The sequence below is a fragment of the Chelatococcus sp. CO-6 genome, from assembly GCF_001271345.1.
GTDB classification, from domain to species: domain Bacteria; phylum Pseudomonadota; class Alphaproteobacteria; order Rhizobiales; family Beijerinckiaceae; genus Chelatococcus_A; species Chelatococcus_A caeni.
In genome coordinates this window covers 2,757,528-2,775,902 of the sequence record NZ_CP012398.1, presented here as the reverse complement: position 1 = coordinate 2,775,902, position 18,375 = coordinate 2,757,528, and the positions used below count along the sequence as shown (strand labels likewise).

The 18,375-nt window shown below is 70.2% G+C and carries 19 protein-coding genes; 6 read left to right on the top strand and 13 right to left on the bottom strand.

The features are described from left to right. Positions 1-80 precede the first annotated feature (80 nt). The 5 genes from gcvT to gcvPB all read left to right on the top strand — a co-directional run bounded on the left by gcvT (position 81) and on the right by gcvPB (position 5,168). Complete coding sequence (gene gcvT, locus AL346_RS13050; RefSeq protein ID WP_019401102.1) at positions 81-1,217, top strand: glycine cleavage system aminomethyltransferase GcvT; 1,137 nt, start codon at positions 81-83, stop codon at positions 1,215-1,217. A 49-nt stretch (positions 1,218-1,266) separates the two neighbouring features. Next, entirely contained in the window at positions 1,267-1,641 is a 375-nt protein-coding gene (gcvH, locus tag AL346_RS13045; protein WP_019401101.1) for a glycine cleavage system protein GcvH, read from the top strand. Between the two features lie 29 nt (positions 1,642-1,670). Further along, positions 1,671-3,011: an aminomethyl-transferring glycine dehydrogenase subunit GcvPA gene (gene gcvPA, locus AL346_RS13040; protein ID WP_019401100.1), complete on the top strand. Its 1,341-nt coding sequence runs from the start codon at positions 1,671-1,673 to the stop codon at positions 3,009-3,011. Positions 3,012-3,093: 82 nt separating this feature from the next. Further along, positions 3,094-3,606, top strand: a complete 513-nt coding sequence (locus AL346_RS13035) for an endonuclease domain-containing protein (protein ID WP_082312510.1) — start codon at positions 3,094-3,096, stop codon at positions 3,604-3,606. Further along, the gene (gene gcvPB / locus AL346_RS13030) at positions 3,600-5,168 is read left to right on the top strand and encodes an aminomethyl-transferring glycine dehydrogenase subunit GcvPB (protein WP_019403686.1); all 1,569 of its coding nucleotides are present in this window, start codon (positions 3,600-3,602) and stop codon (positions 5,166-5,168) included. Before AL346_RS13035 ends, gcvPB begins: the two co-directional genes overlap by 7 nt. 162 nt (positions 5,169-5,330) lie before the next feature. Here gcvPB and AL346_RS13025 read toward each other — a convergent pair whose 3' ends face one another. The 9 genes from AL346_RS13025 to AL346_RS12985 all read right to left on the bottom strand — a co-directional run bounded on the left by AL346_RS13025 (position 5,331) and on the right by AL346_RS12985 (position 13,414). Continuing rightward, entirely contained in the window at positions 5,331-5,669 is a 339-nt protein-coding gene (locus AL346_RS13025; RefSeq protein ID WP_019403687.1) for a porin, read from the bottom strand. A 179-nt stretch (positions 5,670-5,848) separates the two neighbouring features. After that, complete coding sequence (locus AL346_RS13020) at positions 5,849-6,334, bottom strand: hypothetical protein (protein WP_019403688.1); 486 nt, start codon at positions 6,332-6,334, stop codon at positions 5,849-5,851. 10 nt (positions 6,335-6,344) lie between these two features. Beyond that, the gene (locus AL346_RS13015; protein WP_019403689.1) at positions 6,345-6,890 is read right to left on the bottom strand and encodes a hypothetical protein; all 546 of its coding nucleotides are present in this window, start codon (positions 6,888-6,890) and stop codon (positions 6,345-6,347) included. A 75-nt stretch (positions 6,891-6,965) separates the two neighbouring features. Further along, complete coding sequence (locus AL346_RS13010; protein ID WP_019403690.1) at positions 6,966-7,193, bottom strand: F0F1 ATP synthase subunit C; 228 nt, start codon at positions 7,191-7,193, stop codon at positions 6,966-6,968. 56 nt (positions 7,194-7,249) lie between these two features. After that, a complete protein-coding gene (locus AL346_RS13005; protein WP_019403691.1) occupies positions 7,250-8,023 on the bottom strand; it encodes a F0F1 ATP synthase subunit A in 774 nt (257 codons plus the stop codon). 61 nt (positions 8,024-8,084) lie between these two features. Then, positions 8,085-8,459: an AtpZ/AtpI family protein gene (locus AL346_RS13000; protein ID WP_019403692.1), complete on the bottom strand. Its 375-nt coding sequence runs from the start codon at positions 8,457-8,459 to the stop codon at positions 8,085-8,087. Positions 8,460-8,645: 186 nt separating this feature from the next. Continuing rightward, on the bottom strand, positions 8,646-12,104 hold the full coding sequence (locus tag AL346_RS12995) for a chromosome segregation SMC family protein (RefSeq protein ID WP_053193753.1): 3,459 nt from the start codon (positions 12,102-12,104) through the stop codon (positions 8,646-8,648). Between the two features lie 63 nt (positions 12,105-12,167). Then, positions 12,168-12,812, bottom strand: coding sequence for a DsbA family protein (locus AL346_RS12990; RefSeq protein WP_026014932.1), 645 nt, complete (start codon positions 12,810-12,812; stop codon positions 12,168-12,170). A 107-nt stretch (positions 12,813-12,919) separates the two neighbouring features. Next, the gene (locus tag AL346_RS12985; RefSeq protein ID WP_053193750.1) at positions 12,920-13,414 is read right to left on the bottom strand and encodes a DUF721 domain-containing protein; all 495 of its coding nucleotides are present in this window, start codon (positions 13,412-13,414) and stop codon (positions 12,920-12,922) included. A gap of 54 nt (positions 13,415-13,468) precedes the next feature. On the opposite strand from AL346_RS12985, the gene mutY reads away from it, so the two are divergent. Next, complete coding sequence (gene mutY, locus AL346_RS12980; protein WP_019400899.1) at positions 13,469-14,548, top strand: A/G-specific adenine glycosylase; 1,080 nt, start codon at positions 13,469-13,471, stop codon at positions 14,546-14,548. Positions 14,549-14,792: 244 nt separating this feature from the next. Here the strand turns inward: mutY and AL346_RS12975 are convergent, their stop codons facing one another. The 4 genes from AL346_RS12975 to AL346_RS12965 form a co-directional block, all read right to left on the bottom strand. Further along, on the bottom strand, positions 14,793-15,209 hold the full coding sequence (locus tag AL346_RS12975; RefSeq protein WP_019400898.1) for a VOC family protein: 417 nt from the start codon (positions 15,207-15,209) through the stop codon (positions 14,793-14,795). A gap of 64 nt (positions 15,210-15,273) precedes the next feature. Then, a complete protein-coding gene (locus AL346_RS25955) occupies positions 15,274-15,648 on the bottom strand; it encodes an alanine:cation symporter family protein (protein ID WP_371259739.1) in 375 nt (124 codons plus the stop codon). Continuing rightward, positions 15,627-16,667, bottom strand: coding sequence for an alanine/glycine:cation symporter family protein (locus AL346_RS12970; protein WP_371259729.1), 1,041 nt, complete (start codon positions 16,665-16,667; stop codon positions 15,627-15,629). Before AL346_RS12970 ends, AL346_RS25955 begins: the two co-directional genes overlap by 22 nt. Before the next feature lie 182 nt (positions 16,668-16,849). Continuing rightward, positions 16,850-18,028 (bottom strand): site-specific DNA-methyltransferase, encoded by a 1,179-nt coding sequence (locus tag AL346_RS12965; RefSeq protein ID WP_026014905.1) that lies wholly within the window; start codon positions 18,026-18,028, stop codon positions 16,850-16,852. Positions 18,029-18,375: the final 347 nt, after the last annotated feature.

Below are 18,375 nucleotides of genomic sequence, written 5' to 3'. Positions count from 1 at the left end.
AAATCTCTCAGGTTCCCGGACAGAGGGGGCGCGAGCGGGCATTTGCCCGATCGCGAACCCTGTCGCGCGAGGAACCGTCGATGGCGTCTTCACCCCCGGGCTCAGCCCCGCTCCGGCATACGCCGCTGCACAGCCGGCACGTGGCGCTCGGCGCCCGCATGGTGCCCTTCGCCGGCTACGACATGCCGGTGCAATATGCCAAGGGCATCATCGCCGAGCACCAGCACACGCGCAAAGCCGCCGGGCTGTTCGACGTGTCGCACATGGGCCAGGCCGCCCTCGCCGGCCCGGACCATGCGACCGTCGCGCGCGCGCTCGAGGCGCTCGTCCCGGCCGACATCCTCGGCCTGGTTCCCGGCCAGCAGCGCTACAGCCAGCTTCTAAACGACCAGGGCGGCATCATCGACGACCTGATGGTGACGCGGCCGGCGGACGGCGACGGCCGCCTGCTCCTCGTCGTCAACGCCGCCTGCAAGGACGCCGACATCCGCCACATCCGGCACCACCTGCCCGACGAGGTACGGCTCGAGGTCTTCGACGGTCGCGCGCTCCTTGCCCTGCAGGGCCCGGAGGCGGAGGCGGTGCTTGCCCGCCATGCGCCGGAGGCGAAGAGCCTCGCCTTCATGAGCGCCGCCGCGATGACGGTGGCCGGCATCCCCTGCCACGTCTCGCGCTCCGGCTACACGGGCGAGGACGGCTACGAGATCTCGGTGCCAGGCGACAGGGCCGGCGCCCTGTGGGACCTCCTCATGGCCGAGCCCGAGGTCGAGCCGATCGGGCTCGGCGCGCGCGATTCGCTGCGCCTCGAGGCGGGCCTGTGCCTCTACGGCCACGACATCAACGAGGAGACCTCTCCGGTCGAAGCGGCGCTCGCCTGGTCGATCCAGCGGCGCCGGCGGCAGGAGGGCGGCTTCCCCGGTTCGCACCGCATCATGGAGGAGCTCGCGGACGGGCCGCTGCGCAAGCGCGTCGGCCTCCTGCCCGAGGGCCGCATGCCGGCCCGCGAGGGCACCGAGATCAAGGACGCGGCGGGAGAACTCGTCGGCGAGGTGACGTCCGGCGGCTTCGGCCCGACGCTCGGCGCCCCCGTCGCCATGGGCTATGTGGCGAGCGACTTCGCGCGCGAGGGCACGGCACTCACCCTCGTCGTGCGCGGCAAGGAGATCCCGGCACGGGTCGTGCCGATGCCCTTCGTGGCGCACCGCTACAAGCGCTGAGTTGAGACATGGCCCGCAAGGGCCGCACCGGCTTTCAGGGGAACGAGAGATGACCACCTATTACACCAAGGACCACGAATATATCCGCGTCGAGGGCGACACCGGCACGGTGGGCATTTCCGACTATGCCCAGAGCCAGCTGGGCGACGTGGTCTTCGTCGAGCTGCCCAGCGTCGGCAAGGCGCTGACGAAAGGTGCCGAAGCGGCCGTCGTCGAGAGCGTCAAGGCGGCGAGCGAGGTCTATGCCCCGGTCTCCGGCGAGGTCGTCGCCGTCAACGGCGCCATCGAGGAAACGCCCGGCACGGTCAACGAGGATCCGCTCGGCAACGGCTGGTTCGTCCAGATCAAGCTGAGCGATGCCGGCGAGCTCGACGGGCTGATGACCGAAGAGCAGTACGAAGACTATCTGAAGTCGATTTCCTGACCCGAAACGGGCGATTGGGACGAAGCCGCATGCGCTATCTGCCGTTAACCGACGCCGACCGCAGCGAGATGCTCGCGCGCATCGGCGTCGCCACCGTCGACGAGCTCTTCACCGACATCCCCGAGCGGATGCGCATGGCGGCCCTCGCCGACCTGCCGCGCGCCAAGGGCGAGATGGAGGTGGAGCGCCACCTCGGCGCCATGGCGGCACGCAACGTGCCGGCCTCGTCCGTGCCCTTCTTCGTGGGGGCCGGCGCCTACAAGCACCATGTGCCGGCAACGGTGGACCATCTCATCCAGCGCTCGGAATTCCTGACGAGCTACACGCCCTACCAGCCCGAGATCGCGCAGGGCACGCTGCAGTACCTCTTCGAGTTCCAGACGCAGGTCGCCATGCTGACCGGCATGGAGGTGGCCAATGCCTCCATGTACGACGGCTCGACCGCCGCGGCGGAAGCCGTGCTGATGGCCCACCGCGTGACGCGGCGGCGCAAGGCCGTGCTCTCCGGCGGCCTCAACCCGCATTACGCCGAGGTGGTGAAGACGCTGTCCGACCTCGCGGGTGACGAGGTGGTGCGCCTGTCGCCGGACGTCACCGCCACCGAGAACCTTCTCGCCGCCATCGATGACAGCGTCTCCTGCATCGTCGTGCAGACGCCGGACGTCTTCGGCAACCTGCGCGACCTCAGGGCCGTCGCCGACAAGGCGCATGCCCACGGCGCGCTCCTCGTCGCCGTCGTCACCGAGGCCGTGTCGCTCGGGCTCGTCGAGGCGCCCGGCGCCATGGGCGCCGACATCGTCGTCGGCGAGGGCCAGTCGATCGGCAACGCCCTGTCCTTCGGCGGGCCCTACGTCGGCCTCTTCGCCACGCGGCAGAAGTTCGTGCGCCAGATGCCGGGCCGCCTCGCCGGCGAGACGGTGGACGCGGACGGGCGGCGCGGCTTCGTGCTGACGCTCTCGACGCGCGAGCAGCACATCCGCCGCGACAAGGCGACGTCGAACATCTGCACCAACTCGGGCCTGTGCTGCCTCGCCTTCACCATCCACATGTCGCTGCTCGGCGAAGCCGGGCTGACGCGCCTGGCCCGTGTCAACCACGCCAATGCGGTGAAGCTCGCCGAGGCGCTCGCCGCCGTGCCGGGCGTGAAGGTGCTCAACGAGACCTTCTTCAACGAGTTCACGCTGCGGCTGCCCAAGCCAGCCGCCGCCGTGGTCGAGGCGATGGCCGACCACCACGTGCTCGCCGGCGTGCCGGTGTCGCGCCTCCTGCCCGGTGCCGGCCTCGACGACCTCCTCCTCGTCGCCTCCACCGAAGTGAACACCGACGCCGACCGGGCCGCCTTCGTCGCCGCCCTTACGGAGGTGCTGTGACGTGCAGTTGAACGGTGAGGCTCCGATGGCGGCAATCCCCTCCCCCCGCTTGCGGTGGGGAGGGTTAGGGTGGGGGGCGCCGATGACACGAACCGAGCGTGACAGATCGGATCGGCGGACAAAGATTTCCCGTCGCCTGCGCCGCGAGGCCACGCCGTTCGAGCGCAGGCTGTGGTCGCGCCTGAAATTGCTCGATCTGCCTCAGGGACATTTCCGGCGGCAGGCGCCGATCGGCCCCTACTTTGCCGACTTCGCCCATCACGGCCTGCGGCTCGTTATCGAGATCGATGGCGAGCAGCATGGCTATGAGGCAGGCCTCAACCGCGACAGCGCCCGCACCGCCTATCTGAAGCTGAACGGCTATCGCGTGCTGCGCTTCTGGAACACCGACATCCGCGACAACCTCGACGGCGTCATGGAAACGATCCTCCATGCGGCAGCCGAGCCCCCCACCCCTAGCCCCTCCCCCGCCCATCTCGGGCCTGCCCGAGATGGTGTGACCGTCGCAAGTCGGGAACACCCGACTTGCGAAGCGGGGGGAGGGGAAGTGCCGCACCTGCGCCGCGACGATATCGATGGAGCCCATTCATGCTGAACCGCCAGGGACGTCCCACCACGCCGGGCGCGGGGGCTGAAAACGACCACCCGACCTTCACCGGCAACCGCGCCCTCCAGCAGGAGGAGCCGCTGATCTTCGAATTCGGCCGCACGGATGTGACCGGGGTCGATCTCGACGAGCCGGCGCCCGTGGCCGACCGCCTCGGCGGCCTGGCGCGCAAGGAGGCCATCGGCCTGCCCGGCCTCTCCGAGCCGGAGGCGATGCGCCACTACGTGCGCCTGTCGCAGAAGAACTATGGCATCGACACCGGCCTCTTCCCGCTCGGCTCGTGCACCATGAAGCACAACCCGCGCCTCAACGAGCGGATGGCGCGGCTGCCGGGCTTCGCCGACGTCCACCCGCTGCAGCCGGCCTCGACCGTGCAGGGGGCGCTGGCGCTCATGGACGAGCTCGCCCACTGGCTCAAGGAGCTGACCGGCATGCCGGCCGTGACGCTGTCGCCCAAGGCCGGCGCGCACGGCGAACTCGCCGGCATGGCGGCGATCAAGGCGGCCATCGCGGCCCAGGGCGAGACGGCCACGCGCAACGTCGTGCTGGTGCCCGATTCGGCCCACGGCACCAATCCCGCCACCGCCGCGCTCATCGGCTTCACGGTGAAGGCGGTGCCGGCGCGAGAGGACGGCACGGTCGATCCGGCCGAGGTGGCGAAGCTCGCGGGGCCCGACACCGCCGCCATCATGCTGACGAACCCGAACACCTGCGGGCTCTTCGAGCGCGACGTCGTCGAGATCGCTCGCGTCATCCACGAGGCGGGCGGCTATTTCTACTGCGACGGGGCGAACTTCAACGCCATCGTCGGCAAGGCGCGGCCCGGCGACCTCGGCGTCGATGCCATGCACATCAACCTGCACAAGACCTTCTCGACGCCGCACGGCGGCGGCGGGCCGGGCGCGGGGCCGGTGGTGCTGTCGGACAGGCTCGCGGCCTTCGCCCCCCTGCCCTATGTGAGACTCGACGACGGGCGCTTCTCGCTCGTCGAGCACGCGACCGCGTCGGACCAGTCACCGCTCGGGCGGCTCACGGCCTTCCACGGCCAGATGGGCATGTTCGTGCGCGCGCTCGCCTTCATGCTCTCGCACGGGGCGGACGGGCTGAAGCAGGCCTCGGAAGATGCGGTGCTCAACGCCAACTATGTGCGCGCATGCCTCGCGGACCTGATGTCGCTGCCCTTCGGCAACCGGGCCTGCATGCATGAGGTGCTGTTCGACGACGCCTGGCTCAAGGGCACGGGGGTGACGACGCTCGACTTCGCCAAGGCGATGATCGACGAGGGCTACCACCCGATGACGGTCTATTTCCCGCTCGTCGTGCACGGGGCCATGCTGATCGAGCCGACGGAGAGCGAATCGAAGGCCTCCCTCGACCTTTTCATCGCCACGCTGCGCGACCTCGCCTTCGCCGTGCGCGACGGGGACACGGCACGCTTCACCGGGGCCCCCTATCACGCCCCGCGCCGGCGCCTCGACGAGACGCGTGCGGCGCGCCAGCCGGTGCTGCGCTGGACGGCACCCGCGCCGGTCGCCGAAGCGGCGGAGTAGGCCGTCGGCGGCCTGTCACCTCGCCCCCGAGCCGGGCGCCTCTTCTCCCCTCCCCCTTGCGGGGAGGGGCGAGCGAGGCAGGGTCGTGACGCAGGAACACGGCCTCCTGCATGCTGCGCCACCCCCACCCCTCCCCGCAAGGGGGGAGGGGAAATGGCGGGCTCAGTTCCCGTTCACCGTGCCGCTGACATAGCCGCGCATGGGGCCGAGACCGGTCGGCACGCGCACGTCGAGCGTGGCGCGCCCGCCGGCCATGGTGCCGCTCGCCCCTTTGCGGGTCATCCCCTCGGCCCGCACCCGCCCGCCGAGGCGCACGCAGGTGTCCGATCCGGCGATCTGCACGAAGCCCGGACCATGGATGGCGCAATGGCCGACCGAATCGCCACGTGACGGCGGCGGCAGCCGCATGCGCTCGTCGGCACCGGCGGAGGTCGAGAGCCCTGCGGCGAAAGCGACGCCCGTGACGAGCAGTGCCGCGATGCGGCGAGCCGTGCGTGCCATGTCCGTCTCCCGAGCGATGGAGGCGCCATCAATCCACAGGGCGGCGGCGCGATCAAGGCATGCCCTCCTCAAGCCCTCGTGACGTCCTTCTCCCTGACCTGCACCGGCGGAAGTACGGCCCCAAAAGAAAACGGCCGCCCGAAGGCGGCCGCTCGATAGCTGATCGGTCCGTGGAAGGCTCAGTTGAGCTTGCCCTTCACCTCGCCGAGCCCCTTGGCGAAGATGTCCTCGGCGAGCTTGCCCTTGACCGTGTCGCGCAGGATCTGCTCGGCGGCCTTGACAGCAGCATCAGCCGCGGCGGCGCGGACTTCGGCGGCAGCCTGGGTCTCGGCCTGGGCGATCTTGGCCTCGGCGGCGGCCGTGCGGCGGGCGACGAATTCGGCGACGCGCTCGTGCGCCTCCTTGGCGACGCGCTCGGCTTCCTCGCGGGCGCTCGTCACGATGGCCGCAGCCTCGGCCTCGGCCGCCTGGCGCTTGGCCTCGTATTCCTTGAGGAGCGCCTCGGCCTCGCCGCGCAGGCGGGCCGCTTCCTCGAGCTCGGCCTTGATGCGCTGGCCGCGCTCGTCGAGCGCCTTGCCGGCGAACCTGTGGGCGCCGGCCCGCAGCACGATGGCGAAGAAGATGACGAAGGCGACGGCGACCCAGAAGGTGGTGTTCTCGAGCATCAGACCGCCCTCACTGCGCCATTGCCTTGCCGACCGCCGTCGACACCGCGTCCCCCGCCGGCGCCTGACCCGTCAGGCGCTCGACGATGGCCGTCGCGGCATCGCTGGCGATGGCTTCGACATTGCCCATGGCCTTGTCCTTGCCCGCGGTGATGCGGGCCTCGGCGTCGGCGAGGTTGCGCGCCAGCTCGGCCTCGAGCGCGGCGCGCTTTTCCGCCGTCTCGGCCGCGAGCTTGTCACGCGTCTCCTGCGCCAGGGCCTGGGCCCGGCCGCGCGCCTCGGCCAGCGCCTTCTCGTAGGCCTCACCGGCCTCCTCGGCCCGGGCCTTCGATTCGGCGGCGATCCTGAGGTCGCCGGCGATCCGGCTGCGACGGTCCTCCAGGATGCCGGAGAGCCGCGGCACGATCACCCGCGACATCAGCAGGTAGAGGACAGCGAAGGTGATCGCCAGCCAGAGGAGCTGTGAGCCGAAGGTGTTGACGTCGAAAGGCGGGAAGTTTGCACCCTCGCCCTCGATGCCTGGCACTTCGGCATGCGCGGTGATCGGTTGAGCCATGGCAGTTCAGTCTCTCAGCGAAGGGCGCGCGGGGCGCCCTTCCAACCCGTTGATCGGCAGGTCGGCTGCGCCGCGTTACGCGACGAAGAGCAGGACCAGCGCGACGACGAGCGCGAAGATGCCGAGACCTTCCGCGAGAGCGGCACCGATGAAGGTGCGGCCGAACTGCGAATCGGCGGCCGACGGGTTGCGCAGGGCGCCCGACAGGTAGTTGCCGAAAATGTTACCCACGCCCATGGCGGCAAGACCCATGCCAAGGCAGGCGAGGCCGGCGCCGATGTACTTCGCAGCAACGGGATCCATCACAAGGTCTCCTGAGGTTCGTATGAGGCTGGTTTCAAGACTACCGACGCGCCCTGTTAGTGCCCCGGGTGCAACGCGTCGTGAAGGTAGATGCAGGTCAGGATCGTGAAGACGTAGGCCTGCAGGAAAGCGACGAGGAACTCGAAAGCCGTGAGCGCCACCGCCATCGCGAGCGGCAGCGCCGCCCCCGCAACACCGAAGACACCCGTCATGCCGCCGCTGGCGGCCAGACCGCCGAGGCCGACGATGAAACCGGCGAAGACCTTGAGCGCCACGTGGCCGGCCAGCATGTTCGCGAACAGACGCAGCGACAGCGAGATCGGGCGCGACAGGAAGGAGATGAGCTCGATCACCACCATGAACGGCAGCAGCCAGCCGGGAACGCCGGAGGGCACGAAGAGCCTGAGGAAGTGGGCGCCGTGCTTGACGAAGCCGTAGACGATCACCGTGCCGATGACGAGGATCGCCAGGGAGAAGGTGACGATGACGTGGCTGGTGACCGTGAAGAAGCCCGGGATCATGCCGAGCAGGTTGCAGGTCAGCACGAACATGAAGAGCGAGAACACGAAGGGGAAGAACTTCATCCCCTTCTCGCCCGCCGATTGCCGCAGCGTGCCGGCGACGAACTCGTAGAGCACCTCGGCCGCCGCCTGGGCGCGGCCCGGCACTAGCGAACGGCCCGCCGTCGCGGCCGTGAAGCCGAGCGTGATCAGCGCCACCGCGCCGACCATGAAGAGCGCCGAGTTCGTGAAAGCGATCTCCTGCCCGCCGATATTGCCGAGGGGGATGAGATTCTTGATCTCGAACTGCTCGATCGGGTTCGCAGCCATCGCCGACCTTCTGTCCCTGCGCGGATCGCCCGGCGGCGGACGCCGACGGGCCTTGGAAACGTCACTTCTGTCCGCTCTTCCCGCCCCATCCGGGGAACGCGCCGGAGGCGCGCGCCAGATTGAGCATGCCGGCGCAGAAGCCGAGCAGGAGGCAGACAACGAGGCCCCACGGTGCCGTACCGGCCAGCCGATCGATGATCCAACCGAGCAGTCCGCCGGCCAAGACGCCCGACACGAACTCCGCGGACAGCCGGAAGGCCTGCCCGAGCGCGCTCTGGTTCGACATCGACCCCGACGCGGGCTCCGCATCCTTCGGCTGATTGGCGGAGACCCGCCGGAGCCCTTCGTCGAGATGCCTGAGCCTTGCCGAAAGATCGGCCGGTCCACCGTCGGCCGGCTTTCCGGCACCGTCCTTCCGCTCGTCGGGTTTCGCCATGCGATCCTCCCGTGCGGTTGAAAGTGCACCGAAAATCCGGCCTTGAAGCCGGGCGCACCATATTGTCGTGCCCCACCCCTGTCAAGAATGCGGCAGAAACAATCAATTAGTTGATATTTAAGGAGAATTCCGATTCCGACGGCAATGTGACGCCACTCATGAACAATTGGCTCGCCAATTGCCGCGTCAAACCGCCTCCAGAATTTGCTCGGCGGCCGCAAGATCGACCGACACGAGCTGCGAGACGCCGCGCTCGGCCATGGTCACGCCGAAGAGCCGGTTCATGCGCGCCATGGTGATGGGATTGTGGGTGATGACGAGGAAGCGCGTCTGCGTCTGGCGCACCATGTCCTGCAGGAGATCGCAGTAGCGCTCGACATTGGCGTCGTCGAGCGGGGCGTCGACCTCGTCGAGCACGCAGATGGGCGAGGGATTGGTGAGGAAGACGGCAAAGATGAGCGCGGTCGCGGTGAGGGCCTGCTCGCCGCCGGAGAGCAGCGTCATCACCTGCGGCTTCTTGCCCGGGGGACGGGCGAAGATCTCGAGCCCCGCCTCCAGCGGATCGTCGGAATCAACGAGCGACAATTCGGCCGAGCCGCCGCCGAAGAGCGTGGTGAACAGGCGCTGGAAATGGCCGTTGACCACGTCGAAGGCGGCGAGCAGGCGCTCCCGCCCCTCCTTGTTGAGGCTGGCGATGGCCTGGCGCAGGCGGCGGATCGCCTCCGTGAGGTCGTCGCGCTCCTTGACCAGCGCCTCGCGCTTGCCTTCCGCCTCCTCGAGCTCGATGTCGGCCCGCAGGTTGACGGCGCCGAGCCGCTCGCGGTCGGCCTTGAGCTGGGCGACGCGCCCCTCGACATCGCCGGCCGCCGGCAGGGCGGCATCGGCGGCGACGCCGGCGAGCTCGTGCAGCGCGGCGGGGCTCGAATCGAGGGTGTCGCCAATGTGACGCACGACATCGGCAAGGCGCGCCCGCGCCGCCTCGAGCCGCGCTTCCGTGCCGGCCCGCGCCTCGCGCACCGCCGACAGCTGCTCCAGCGCCGCCCGGGCCGCCTTGTCGGCCTCGGCGAGCTTCGTCTCGCCCTCGGCCAGTTGATCGCCCGCCTCGCGCCGGCGCTCCTCCGCCGCCTCGATCTCGGCGACGAGCGCGCGACGGCGCTGCTCGAAATCCTCCGGCGCCTCTTCCAGCGTCGCCTGCTCGATCACCGTCTCCTCGATCCGGTGCTCGATCTCGCCGATGGCGGACAGCGCGCGCGTGCGCCGCTCCTTCCAGGCCCGGACCTCGGCGGCGATAGCCTCGCGCCGGCGGGCACGCAGCTCGGCCTCGCGCTGCAGGGTCTGGGCGGCGGCGCGGGCCTCGGCGGCGGCGCTGCGCCGCTCGGCGACCCGGGTGCGCGCCTCCAGCACGTCCTTCTCGACCGCAGCGACATCGCCGCTGCGCGCCAAGGCCTCCCGCGCCTCCGCGATCCGGCGGCGCGCCTCCTCCTCGTCGGCGACGATGCGGCTCAGCGCCTCGTCGAGGGCGGAGCGGCGGGTCGCGACCTGTGCCGCCCGGCGCTCGGCGGCGGCGAGCTGCTCGCGCGCGCCGTCGAGGGCGCGCCGCGCGGCGCGCGCCGCTTCGAGCGCATCGCCCTCGCGCTGGGCCGCCTCGCGAATCGCCGCCTGGGCGCGGTCGAGCCCGGCGCGGTGCGCTTCAGCCTCCTCGCGCGCCGCAGCCGCGGCGGCGACAAGATCGTTGAGCCGGTTGCGCTCGGCGAGGCGACGCGTCGCCGCCGTCGGCGCGCCGGCCTCGGCGACGAGGCCGTCCCAGCGCCATACGGCGCCATCGGACGAGACCAGCGTCTGGCCCGGCTTCAGCTCCCGGCTGAGGCGCTCGCCGTCCGCTTCCGCGACGAGGCCGACCTGGGACAGACGGCGCGCAAGCTCGGGCACGCCACGCACATGCGCGGCAAGAGGCCGCGCCTCCGCCGGCAGGACCGGATCGTCCGGGGCCGCGGCGGGGGTCGTCCAGCGGGCCGGCGCGGCCGGATCCGTCGACAGGTCGAGATCATCGCCGAGCGCCGCGCCGAGCGCCGCCTCGAAGCCCTTGTCGACGGCAAGCGCGTCGACGACCGGGGCAAAGGTGCCTTCGGCGGGCGCGGCGAAGAGCTTGGCGAGCGTCGCCGCCTCCGCCTCCAGCCGGTCGGCCTGGCGGCCTGCCTCGCTCGCGGGACCGCGCAGGCGCGCCTCGGCCTCGCGGGCGGCGGCAAGAGCCTCGCGCGCCTCGGCGGCGGCGATCTCCGTCTCCTCCAGCCGCTCCTCGGCGATGGCGAGTTCCTCGGCAAGGCGGGCGATCGCCTCCGGGTCGGTGCCCTCGGCGTCGAGCGTAGTGCGCTCGGCCTCGATGCGCCGGCGCTCGCCGGCCAGGCGCTCGGCCCGGGCGGCTTCCTCGCGCTCGGCACGTTCGAGGCCGGCGCGATGGGCATTGAGGTCCGACACCTGCTGCTGCAGCGCGGCGAGCGTCGCCTCGGCCTCGACGAGATCGCTGTCGAGGTCGACGAGGGCGGCCTGCGCTTCCTCGACGAGAACGGCTCCGTCCTCGCCCTCCGCGGCGAGGGCCGCATCCTCCTCGCCGAGGCGCTCGGCAGAGGCGGCGGCATCGGCGGCGAGCGCCGTCTCGCGGGCAAGGTCACGGTCGAGCTCGGCCTTGCGGCGCACCAGCTCGGCGGCGCGGTCCTTCGCCCGGCGCTCCTCGTTGTCGAGTTCGGTGCGGGCATTGACGAGGCGCTGCAGCGCGGCGCCCGCCGCGGCGGCGGCCTCGCGCAGCTTCGGCATCTCGTGCGCGGCGATGGCCTGTAGCCGCGCCGTCTCGGCCTGCACGCGGGTCGCCTCGGCGACATCGCGCACCTGGCCCTCCAGCTCCCGCTCGGCGGCGGCGGCCTGGTCGCGCGCCTCGCGATAGGCGATCAGCGCCAGCATCGCCTCGAGCTTGCGGATGTCGGCCGAGAGCGCGCGATAGCGCTGCGCCTGCCGGCCCTGGCGGCGCAGGCCGTCGATCTGCCCGCCGATCTCGCCGAGCACGTCCTCGAGCCGCTGCAGGTTGTCTTCCGCGGCGCGCAGGCGCAGCTCGGCCTCGTGGCGGCGGGTGTGCAGGCCGGCGATGCCGGCCGCATCCTCCAGGATGCGCCGGCGCGCCTGGGGCTTGGCCGCGATCAGCTCGCCGATCTGGCCCTGGCGCACCATGGCCGGCGAGCGCGCGCCGGTCGCGGCATCCGCAAAGAGCAGCTGCACGTCGCGGGCGCGCACCTCGCGGCCGTTGATGCGATAGGTGGAGCCCGACTCGCGCACGATCTTGCGCGACACCTCGAGCGTGTCCGCGTCGTTGAAGGCGGCCGGCGCGATGCGCTCGCCGTTGTCGATGGTGAGCATGACCTCGGCGCTGTTGCGCGCCGGGCGGTTGCCGGAGCCGGCGAAGATGACGTCGTCCATGCCGGAGGCGCGCATGGACTTGTGCGAGCTCTCGCCCATCACCCAGCGCAGGGCCTCGACGAGGTTCGACTTGCCGCAGCCGTTCGGCCCGACGACGCCCGTCAGCCCCGGCTCGATATGGAAATCGGCCGGCTCGACGAAGGACTTGAAGCCCACGATCTTGAGACGCGTGAGCTTCATGCGGGAGATCCTGCGGAAGCGTGTACGCCGGCAGCGCGCCGGCCTTCAACCGGCGCGGCCCGATCAGCCGCCAACGAGAGGCGTGAGGATCTTGTCGAGTTCCTCAACAGTCAGCGCCCCCGACTGCTTCTGGCCATTGATGAAGAAGGTCGGCGTGGCGTTGACGCCAAAGGTCTCGACCCCGCGGTTCTTCACCGCGTTCACGGCATCATAGACCTTCTGGTCCTTCAAGCAGGCCTCGAAACTTTCCTGTGTGAAACCCGCCTGCTTCATGAGCTGCAGCAGCGCGTCGAGCGGCTTGTCGGAGAAGGCCCACACCTGCTGCTTGTCGAACAGCATGTCGGTGACGGGGTAGTATTTGTCGTTGCCGGCGCAGCGGGCCAGCATGAAGCCGGCGGTGGCCAGCGGATCGAGCGGGAACTCGCGCAGGATGAAGCGCACCTTGCCCGTGTCGATGTACTTCTCCTTCAGCGCCGGGAAGGTGTTGGCATGGAAGGTGGCGCAGTGCGAGCAGGTCACCGAGGCGTATTCGATGATGGTGACCGGCGCGTCCGCCTTGCCGAGCGTGACATCGCCGAGCGGGCCCGCGACGTCGAGGTCGCTCGGGCTGAAGGACTGGGCGAGCGCCGGCAGGGCGACGAGCCCGCCGAGGGCGGTGACGACGGCGCCAGCCGCCAGGTTCACGATCACACGACGCCTGGTCGTCATCTCGTCAGTCTCCCGAATGAACGCGCCGGCGAAGGTGCCCGGCCGAAAGGTCGCGACACCATAAGGACGGCGGCGAATGTGGCAAGAGATACGTGGCCGGCCGGCTTTCACGCCTTTGTGTCCCGCCCCTGCGACAGGACGGCGCAGCCGAGCCGCTCCAGCGCCTCGCGCAGCTTCTCGTCCGCGACGTCGCCGATGTCGCGGGCGACGCTCGCCCGCGTCGCCTCGTCGACGGCGGGCGCGGGCCGGCGCGGCGCCGGGCGCGCGATCGGTCCCTGGCGGAGGGCGAGGCGGCCGACGCAGCGCCAGCCGAAATGGGCGTTGACGCGCTCGACGACGACGGGGGCCATATGCTGCAGGTCGAGCGCGAAGCTCGACGCGACGCGCACCACAAGCGTCGCCGGCTCGGAGCGCTCGTCCGGCGCCATGTGGCGGTGGCGGCGCGGCCACTCGAGGCGCATCGGCTCCGTGAAGCGGGCAAGGCGCTCGCCGACGATCTCCGGCCAGGCGAGGACGATGTCCGAGGAGGCGAAGCCCTGCGCGGCGAGCGCAGGCGCGATGCAGCGCTCGACGAGGTCGGACAGGTGCTTGGGAGCCGCCATGGGGATCTGATGCCGATACTTGCGCCGCGCGGGCGGCCGGTTATGAGAGGGGCCATGGTATCCGTCCTCGACGCACCCTCCAAGACCGACAGCACCGAAAGCGCCGCCGGGCTGCTGGCGTGGTACGATCGCCACCGGCGCGCCCTGCCCTGGCGGGCCCTGCCCGGCGAGGCGCCGGATCCTTACCGCGTCTGGCTGTCGGAGATCATGCTGCAGCAGACGACGGTCACGGCCGTGAAGCCCTATTACGAGCGCTTCCTCGCCCGCTTCCCGACCGTCGAGGCGCTGGCGCAGGCGCCGCAGGACGCGGTGATGCAGGCCTGGGCGGGCCTCGGCTATTACTCGCGCGCCCGCAACCTGCACGCCTGCGCCAAGATGGTCGTCGCCGTGCACGGCGGACGCTTTCCCGCAGAGGAGAAGGCGCTGCTCGCCCTGCCGGGTATCGGCGCCTATACGGCCGGGGCGATCGCCGCGATCGCCTTCGACAAGGTCGCGGTCGCGGTCGACGGCAATGTCGAGCGCGTGATGAGCCGCCTCCATGCCGTCACGGAGCCCCTGCCCGGCGCCAAGCCGCTCATCCGGGAACTGACGCTCGCGATGGTGCCGCAGCGCCGGCCGGGCGACTTCGCCCAGGCGCTGATGGACCTCGGCGCCACCATCTGCACGCCGAAGAAGCCGGCCTGCGTCCTCTGCCCCCTCGCCTTACCCTGCCGCGCCCGCGCCGAGGGGACGGCCGAGACCTTCCCGCGCAAGGAGGCGAAGACGACCGGGCGGCTGCGCCGTGGTGCGGCCTTCGTCGCGCTGCGCACGGACGGCCACGTCCTCCTGCGCACGCGGCCGCCGAAGGGCCTGCTCGGCGGCATGGCCGAGGTGCCGGTGAGCGACTGGCGGCACGATTACGACATCGGCGAGGCGCTGCAGGATGCGCCGCTGACGGGCTCCTGGCGCCGCGCGCCGGGCACCGTGCGGCACGTCTTCACGCATTTCCCGCTGGAGCTCGCCGTGTTCACGGCAACGTTCGGCATCGATACCGCGCCGCCCGCCGGCGGACGCTGGGTGCCCCGGCACGATCTTGCCGGCGAGGCGCTGCCCAATGTCATGCGCAAGGTGCTGGAGAAGGCGCTGGGGGGCTGAGCGCCGTCATCGGCGCGGAGTACGTGGCGATAGACATAAGGCGAGCCTTCGGCTCGGCTTCGCGCGCTGGACCCCGGCTCGCATTCCGCTTCGCTCCATGCGTCCGGGGAACGAGGCTCCTCTAGGGAACGAGGTTCCTCTCAAAGCACGCCTTCGTTTCCCGGCCCGCATGCGCGAAGCGCGGGCGAGAGCCGGGAACCAGCGCAAGAAGTCGATGCCCGTGAGGGCATCGCCGCGTCTTCCGTCACCCCGCCTGCGGCGCGTAGGTGCCGAAGCTCCAGAGATTCCCCTCGAGGTCACGCGCCGTGTATTCGCGCGAGCCGTAGGGCTGGTCCTTGATGTCGAGGACGATCTCGGCGCCGGCCGCCTTGGCGCGGGCATAATGGGCGTCGGCATCGTCGACGACGACATAGATGCCCTGGTTGACGCCGCCCAACTCGGCCGGCGTGCGCATGCCGAGGGCGTCGTCCTTCATCTCGCCGAGCATGATGAAGCCGCCGTCGTAGGACAGTTCGGCATGGGCGACCTTGCCGACCTCATCCTCATAGACCGCGTGGCGGGCAAAGCCGAAGGCCTCGCACAGCCAGCCGATGGCCTTCTGCGCATCCCGATAGCGCAGGAAGGGGATGATGCGTGCCTTGCCCTGCCGTTCCGCCGTCATCGTCGCCTCCGGAAGTCTGCTGAAACGCCATCGTCGCGCGCCACGATGGCAAAGGCGTGGCTCATCAGCGGCGCGCCGGCCAGACCCCGCGGTCGATGTCGAGATCCGGAAAGCGGCTCGAATCGAAGACGGGGCTGTCGATGCCCTCGGCGATCTGCCGGTCGTAGTCGCGCATGACGCGCAGGCCGGTGCGGAACAGGAGCGCGACGGCGACGAGATTGACGACGGCGAGCAGGCCCATGGTGATGTCGGCGAAGGCGAAGACGGTGCTGAGATCCTGCACCGAGCCCCAGAAGACGAGCGCCATCACCATGACGCGGAAGACGGTGAAGACGGCGATGTCGTTGCCGGAGAAGAAGTCGATGCTCGTCTCGCCGAGATAGTAGTTGTAGATGATCGAGGTGAAGACGAAGAGCATCAGGGCGATGCTGACGTAGATCCGCCCCCATTCGCCGACGAAACCCGCGACCGCCTGCTGGGTGAGCGCGACGCCCGCCGCCCCCCGCCCGGCGCAAAGGCCGGGGACAGCAGGATGATGAAGGCGGTGCAGCTGCAGATGACGACGGTGTCGATGAAGACGCTGAACGCCTGCACGATGCCCTGCGAGGCCGGGTGCGGCACATGGGCGACGGCGGCCACGTTCGGCGCGCTGCCGAGCCCCGCCTCGTTCGAGAAGAGGCCGCGCTTGACGCCGAGGAGGATGGCCGCCCCCATGCCTCCGCCGATGGCCGGCTCGAGACCGAAGGCGCTCTTGACGATGAGCGCGAAGACGGCGGGCACGTCGCCGAGATGGGTCGCGACCACGAAAAGCGCGAGCAGGATGTAGCCGCCGGCCATCACCGGCACCAGCACGTCCGCCACCTGGGCGATGCGCTTGACGCCGCCGAAGATGATGGTGCCGAGCACCACGGTCAGCACCGCCCCGGTCCAGTGCGGGGCGATGCCGAACGAATCGGCCAGGGACGTGGCGACCGTGTAGGACTGCACCGCGTTGAAGCCGAAGCCGAAGGTGACGAGCAGCAGCACCGAGAAGACCATGGCGAGCCAGCGCTGCCGGAGGCCGCGGGCGATGTAGAAGGCCGGCCCGCCGCGATAGCTGCCATCCGGCTCGGGCTGCTTGTAGAGCTGGGCGAGCGTGCACTCGAAATAGCTCGTCGCCATGCCGATCAGCGCGACCATCCACATCCAGAAGATGGCGCCGGGCCCGCCGAGCGTGATGGCCACCGCCACGCCCGCGATATTGCCGGCGCCGACGCGTCCGGCGACGCTCAGCATCAGGGCCTGGAAGGAGCTGAGATGCCCGGGCTGCCGGCGCACCGCCTCGCCGAGCACGCCGAACATGCGCCCGAAATAGCGGAACTGCACGAAGCGCGAGCCGACGGTGAAGACGAGGCCGAGGGCAATCAGGCCGACGACGAGGACCTTCCCCCACAGAAGGTCGTCGAGAAATGCGAGCATTCCCATTCTCCTCCCTGTGATGGCGGCCGCAGCTGCCGCCCCACTGCCAGGCGTCCGGGCACCCTGTTGTTGGACCTCTTCTTGGCGGCAGCCGAACGATGAGGCCGGGGAGTGCGCGGCGGGCGGAGGAATGTCAACGGGCAGGACGTGCCGGGCGTCTCGCCGCTCCGGCACCGGGTGCCTCAGGCAGCCTCCGCCATGGCCGCCCTGAGCGCGCTGCGGAACGTATCGATGACAACGAGTTCGCCGTTCTGCTCGGCATGCCAGAAGGTCCAGCCGTTGCAGGACGGCAGCCCCTGCACGAGGGCGCCGATCTTGTGGATGGAGCCGACGGCCGGCGGGACGCTCAGCGTGCCGTCGGCGCGCACCGTCGCCCGCCAGCGGCGGCGGACATCCGTCAGCACGGTGCCGGGCGCGACGAGGCCGGCCTCGACGGCGGCGAGGAAGGGCACGCGCGGCTCGGTGCGCTTGGCCGGGGCGGCGGCAAAAGCCGCCGCATCGACGGGCTGCGCCGCGGCGATCCGCGCTTCGGCGGCGGCGGCATAGGCCGGCTCACGCTCGATGCCGATGAAGTGGCGGCCGAGCTTCTTCGCCACGGCCCCGGTCGTGCCGGAGCCGAAGAAGGGGTCGAGCACCACGTCGCCGGGATTGGTGGCGGCGAGCAGCACGCGGGCGAGCAGCGCCTCGGGCTTCTGCGTCGGGTGCAGCTTGCGGCCGTCGGCGTCCTTCAGGCGCTCCTCGCCGGTGCACAGCGGGATGAACCAGTCCGAGCGCATCTGCGTGTCTTCGTTGCCCGCCTTCAGCGCCTCGTAGTGGAAGGTGTAGTTCTTCGCCTCGGGCCCGCGTGCCGCCCAGATCAGCGTCTCGTGCGCATTGGTGAAGCGCCGGCCGCGGAAGTTCGGCATCGGGTTGGCCTTGCGCCACACGACGTCGTTGAGGATCCAGTAGCCGATGTCCTGCAGCGCCGTGCCGACGCGGAAGATGTTGTGGTAGGAGCCGATGACGAAGAGCGTCGCGTTCCGCTTCATCACGCGCCGGCACTCGGCGAGCCAGGCGCGCGTGAAGGCATCGTATTCGGCGAAGCTCGCGAACTTGTCCCAGTCGTCGTCGACGGCGTCGACGAGGCTGTTGTCGGGACGCGTCAGCGCCCCCTCGAGCTGGAGGTTGTAGGGCGGATCGGCGAAGACGAGGTCGACGCTCTCGTCCGGCAGGCTTCGCAGCCCGGCGAGACAATCGTCGAGGATGATCCGATCGAGGGGCACGGTGGCCCTGTTCAACCGACCCGACGGCGCGGGCGCCCCGGTACGCGAGACCTTGATCCGGGGCGCGGCGCCGACGGCACCGGTACGCGAAATACCCATGTCGTCTTTACCGGTTACGCTACTGACGAACCGGATCATGCAGACGATCGGTAAAGGCGAGGTTGAACGTGGTTAATGACGCAATGTGTCGTTTTGGGGCTGCAATTTTTGCCTAACCGGAAAGACAGTCGGCGGCGGGCGTTTGGAGCGCCCAAGCCTTAGAAGGCAACCTCGTTTTCCGGGCGCAAATGGAATGCGATCTCCCGCCGACCGAAGGCGCGATGTGAATAGCCCCGGCTCGGCACCGCATCATTGCATGCTGCGGTGCGTCCGGGGCACGAGGGACCGCCGTGGGATGAATCGCGCGCCCGTGCCTCTGGAACACTCTCGTTCCCCGGACGCATGCA

What these genes read in the sequence shown, in the direction of transcription:
- AL346_RS13000 (WP_019403692.1), bottom strand. Translation starts at nt 8,459, where the DNA reads ATGGCGAAACCCGACGAGCGGAAGGACGGTGCCGGAAAGCCGGCCGAC.
- gcvPB (WP_019403686.1), top strand. Translation starts at nt 3,600, where the DNA reads ATGCTGAACCGCCAGGGACGTCCCACCACGCCGGGCGCGGGGGCTGAA.
- AL346_RS13010 (WP_019403690.1), bottom strand. Translation starts at nt 7,193, where the DNA reads ATGGATCCCGTTGCTGCGAAGTACATCGGCGCCGGCCTCGCCTGCCTT.
- mutY (WP_019400899.1), top strand. Translation starts at nt 13,469, where the DNA reads ATGGTATCCGTCCTCGACGCACCCTCCAAGACCGACAGCACCGAAAGC.
- gcvT (WP_019401102.1), top strand. Translation starts at nt 81, where the DNA reads ATGGCGTCTTCACCCCCGGGCTCAGCCCCGCTCCGGCATACGCCGCTG.
- AL346_RS13035 (WP_082312510.1), top strand. Translation starts at nt 3,094, where the DNA reads ATGACACGAACCGAGCGTGACAGATCGGATCGGCGGACAAAGATTTCC.
- AL346_RS13005 (WP_019403691.1), bottom strand. Translation starts at nt 8,023, where the DNA reads ATGGCTGCGAACCCGATCGAGCAGTTCGAGATCAAGAATCTCATCCCC.
- AL346_RS13015 (WP_019403689.1), bottom strand. Translation starts at nt 6,890, where the DNA reads ATGGCTCAACCGATCACCGCGCATGCCGAAGTGCCAGGCATCGAGGGC.
- AL346_RS12965 (WP_026014905.1), bottom strand. Translation starts at nt 18,028, where the DNA reads ATGGGTATTTCGCGTACCGGTGCCGTCGGCGCCGCGCCCCGGATCAAG.
- AL346_RS13025 (WP_019403687.1), bottom strand. Translation starts at nt 5,669, where the DNA reads ATGGCACGCACGGCTCGCCGCATCGCGGCACTGCTCGTCACGGGCGTC.
- gcvH (WP_019401101.1), top strand. Translation starts at nt 1,267, where the DNA reads ATGACCACCTATTACACCAAGGACCACGAATATATCCGCGTCGAGGGC.
- AL346_RS13020 (WP_019403688.1), bottom strand. Translation starts at nt 6,334, where the DNA reads ATGCTCGAGAACACCACCTTCTGGGTCGCCGTCGCCTTCGTCATCTTC.
- AL346_RS12995 (WP_053193753.1), bottom strand. Translation starts at nt 12,104, where the DNA reads ATGAAGCTCACGCGTCTCAAGATCGTGGGCTTCAAGTCCTTCGTCGAG.
- AL346_RS12990 (WP_026014932.1), bottom strand. Translation starts at nt 12,812, where the DNA reads ATGACGACCAGGCGTCGTGTGATCGTGAACCTGGCGGCTGGCGCCGTC.
- AL346_RS12970 (WP_371259729.1), bottom strand. Translation starts at nt 16,667, where the DNA reads ATGCTCGCATTTCTCGACGACCTTCTGTGGGGGAAGGTCCTCGTCGTC.
- AL346_RS12985 (WP_053193750.1), bottom strand. Translation starts at nt 13,414, where the DNA reads ATGGCGGCTCCCAAGCACCTGTCCGACCTCGTCGAGCGCTGCATCGCG.
- gcvPA (WP_019401100.1), top strand. Translation starts at nt 1,671, where the DNA reads ATGCGCTATCTGCCGTTAACCGACGCCGACCGCAGCGAGATGCTCGCG.
- AL346_RS12975 (WP_019400898.1), bottom strand. Translation starts at nt 15,209, where the DNA reads ATGACGGCGGAACGGCAGGGCAAGGCACGCATCATCCCCTTCCTGCGC.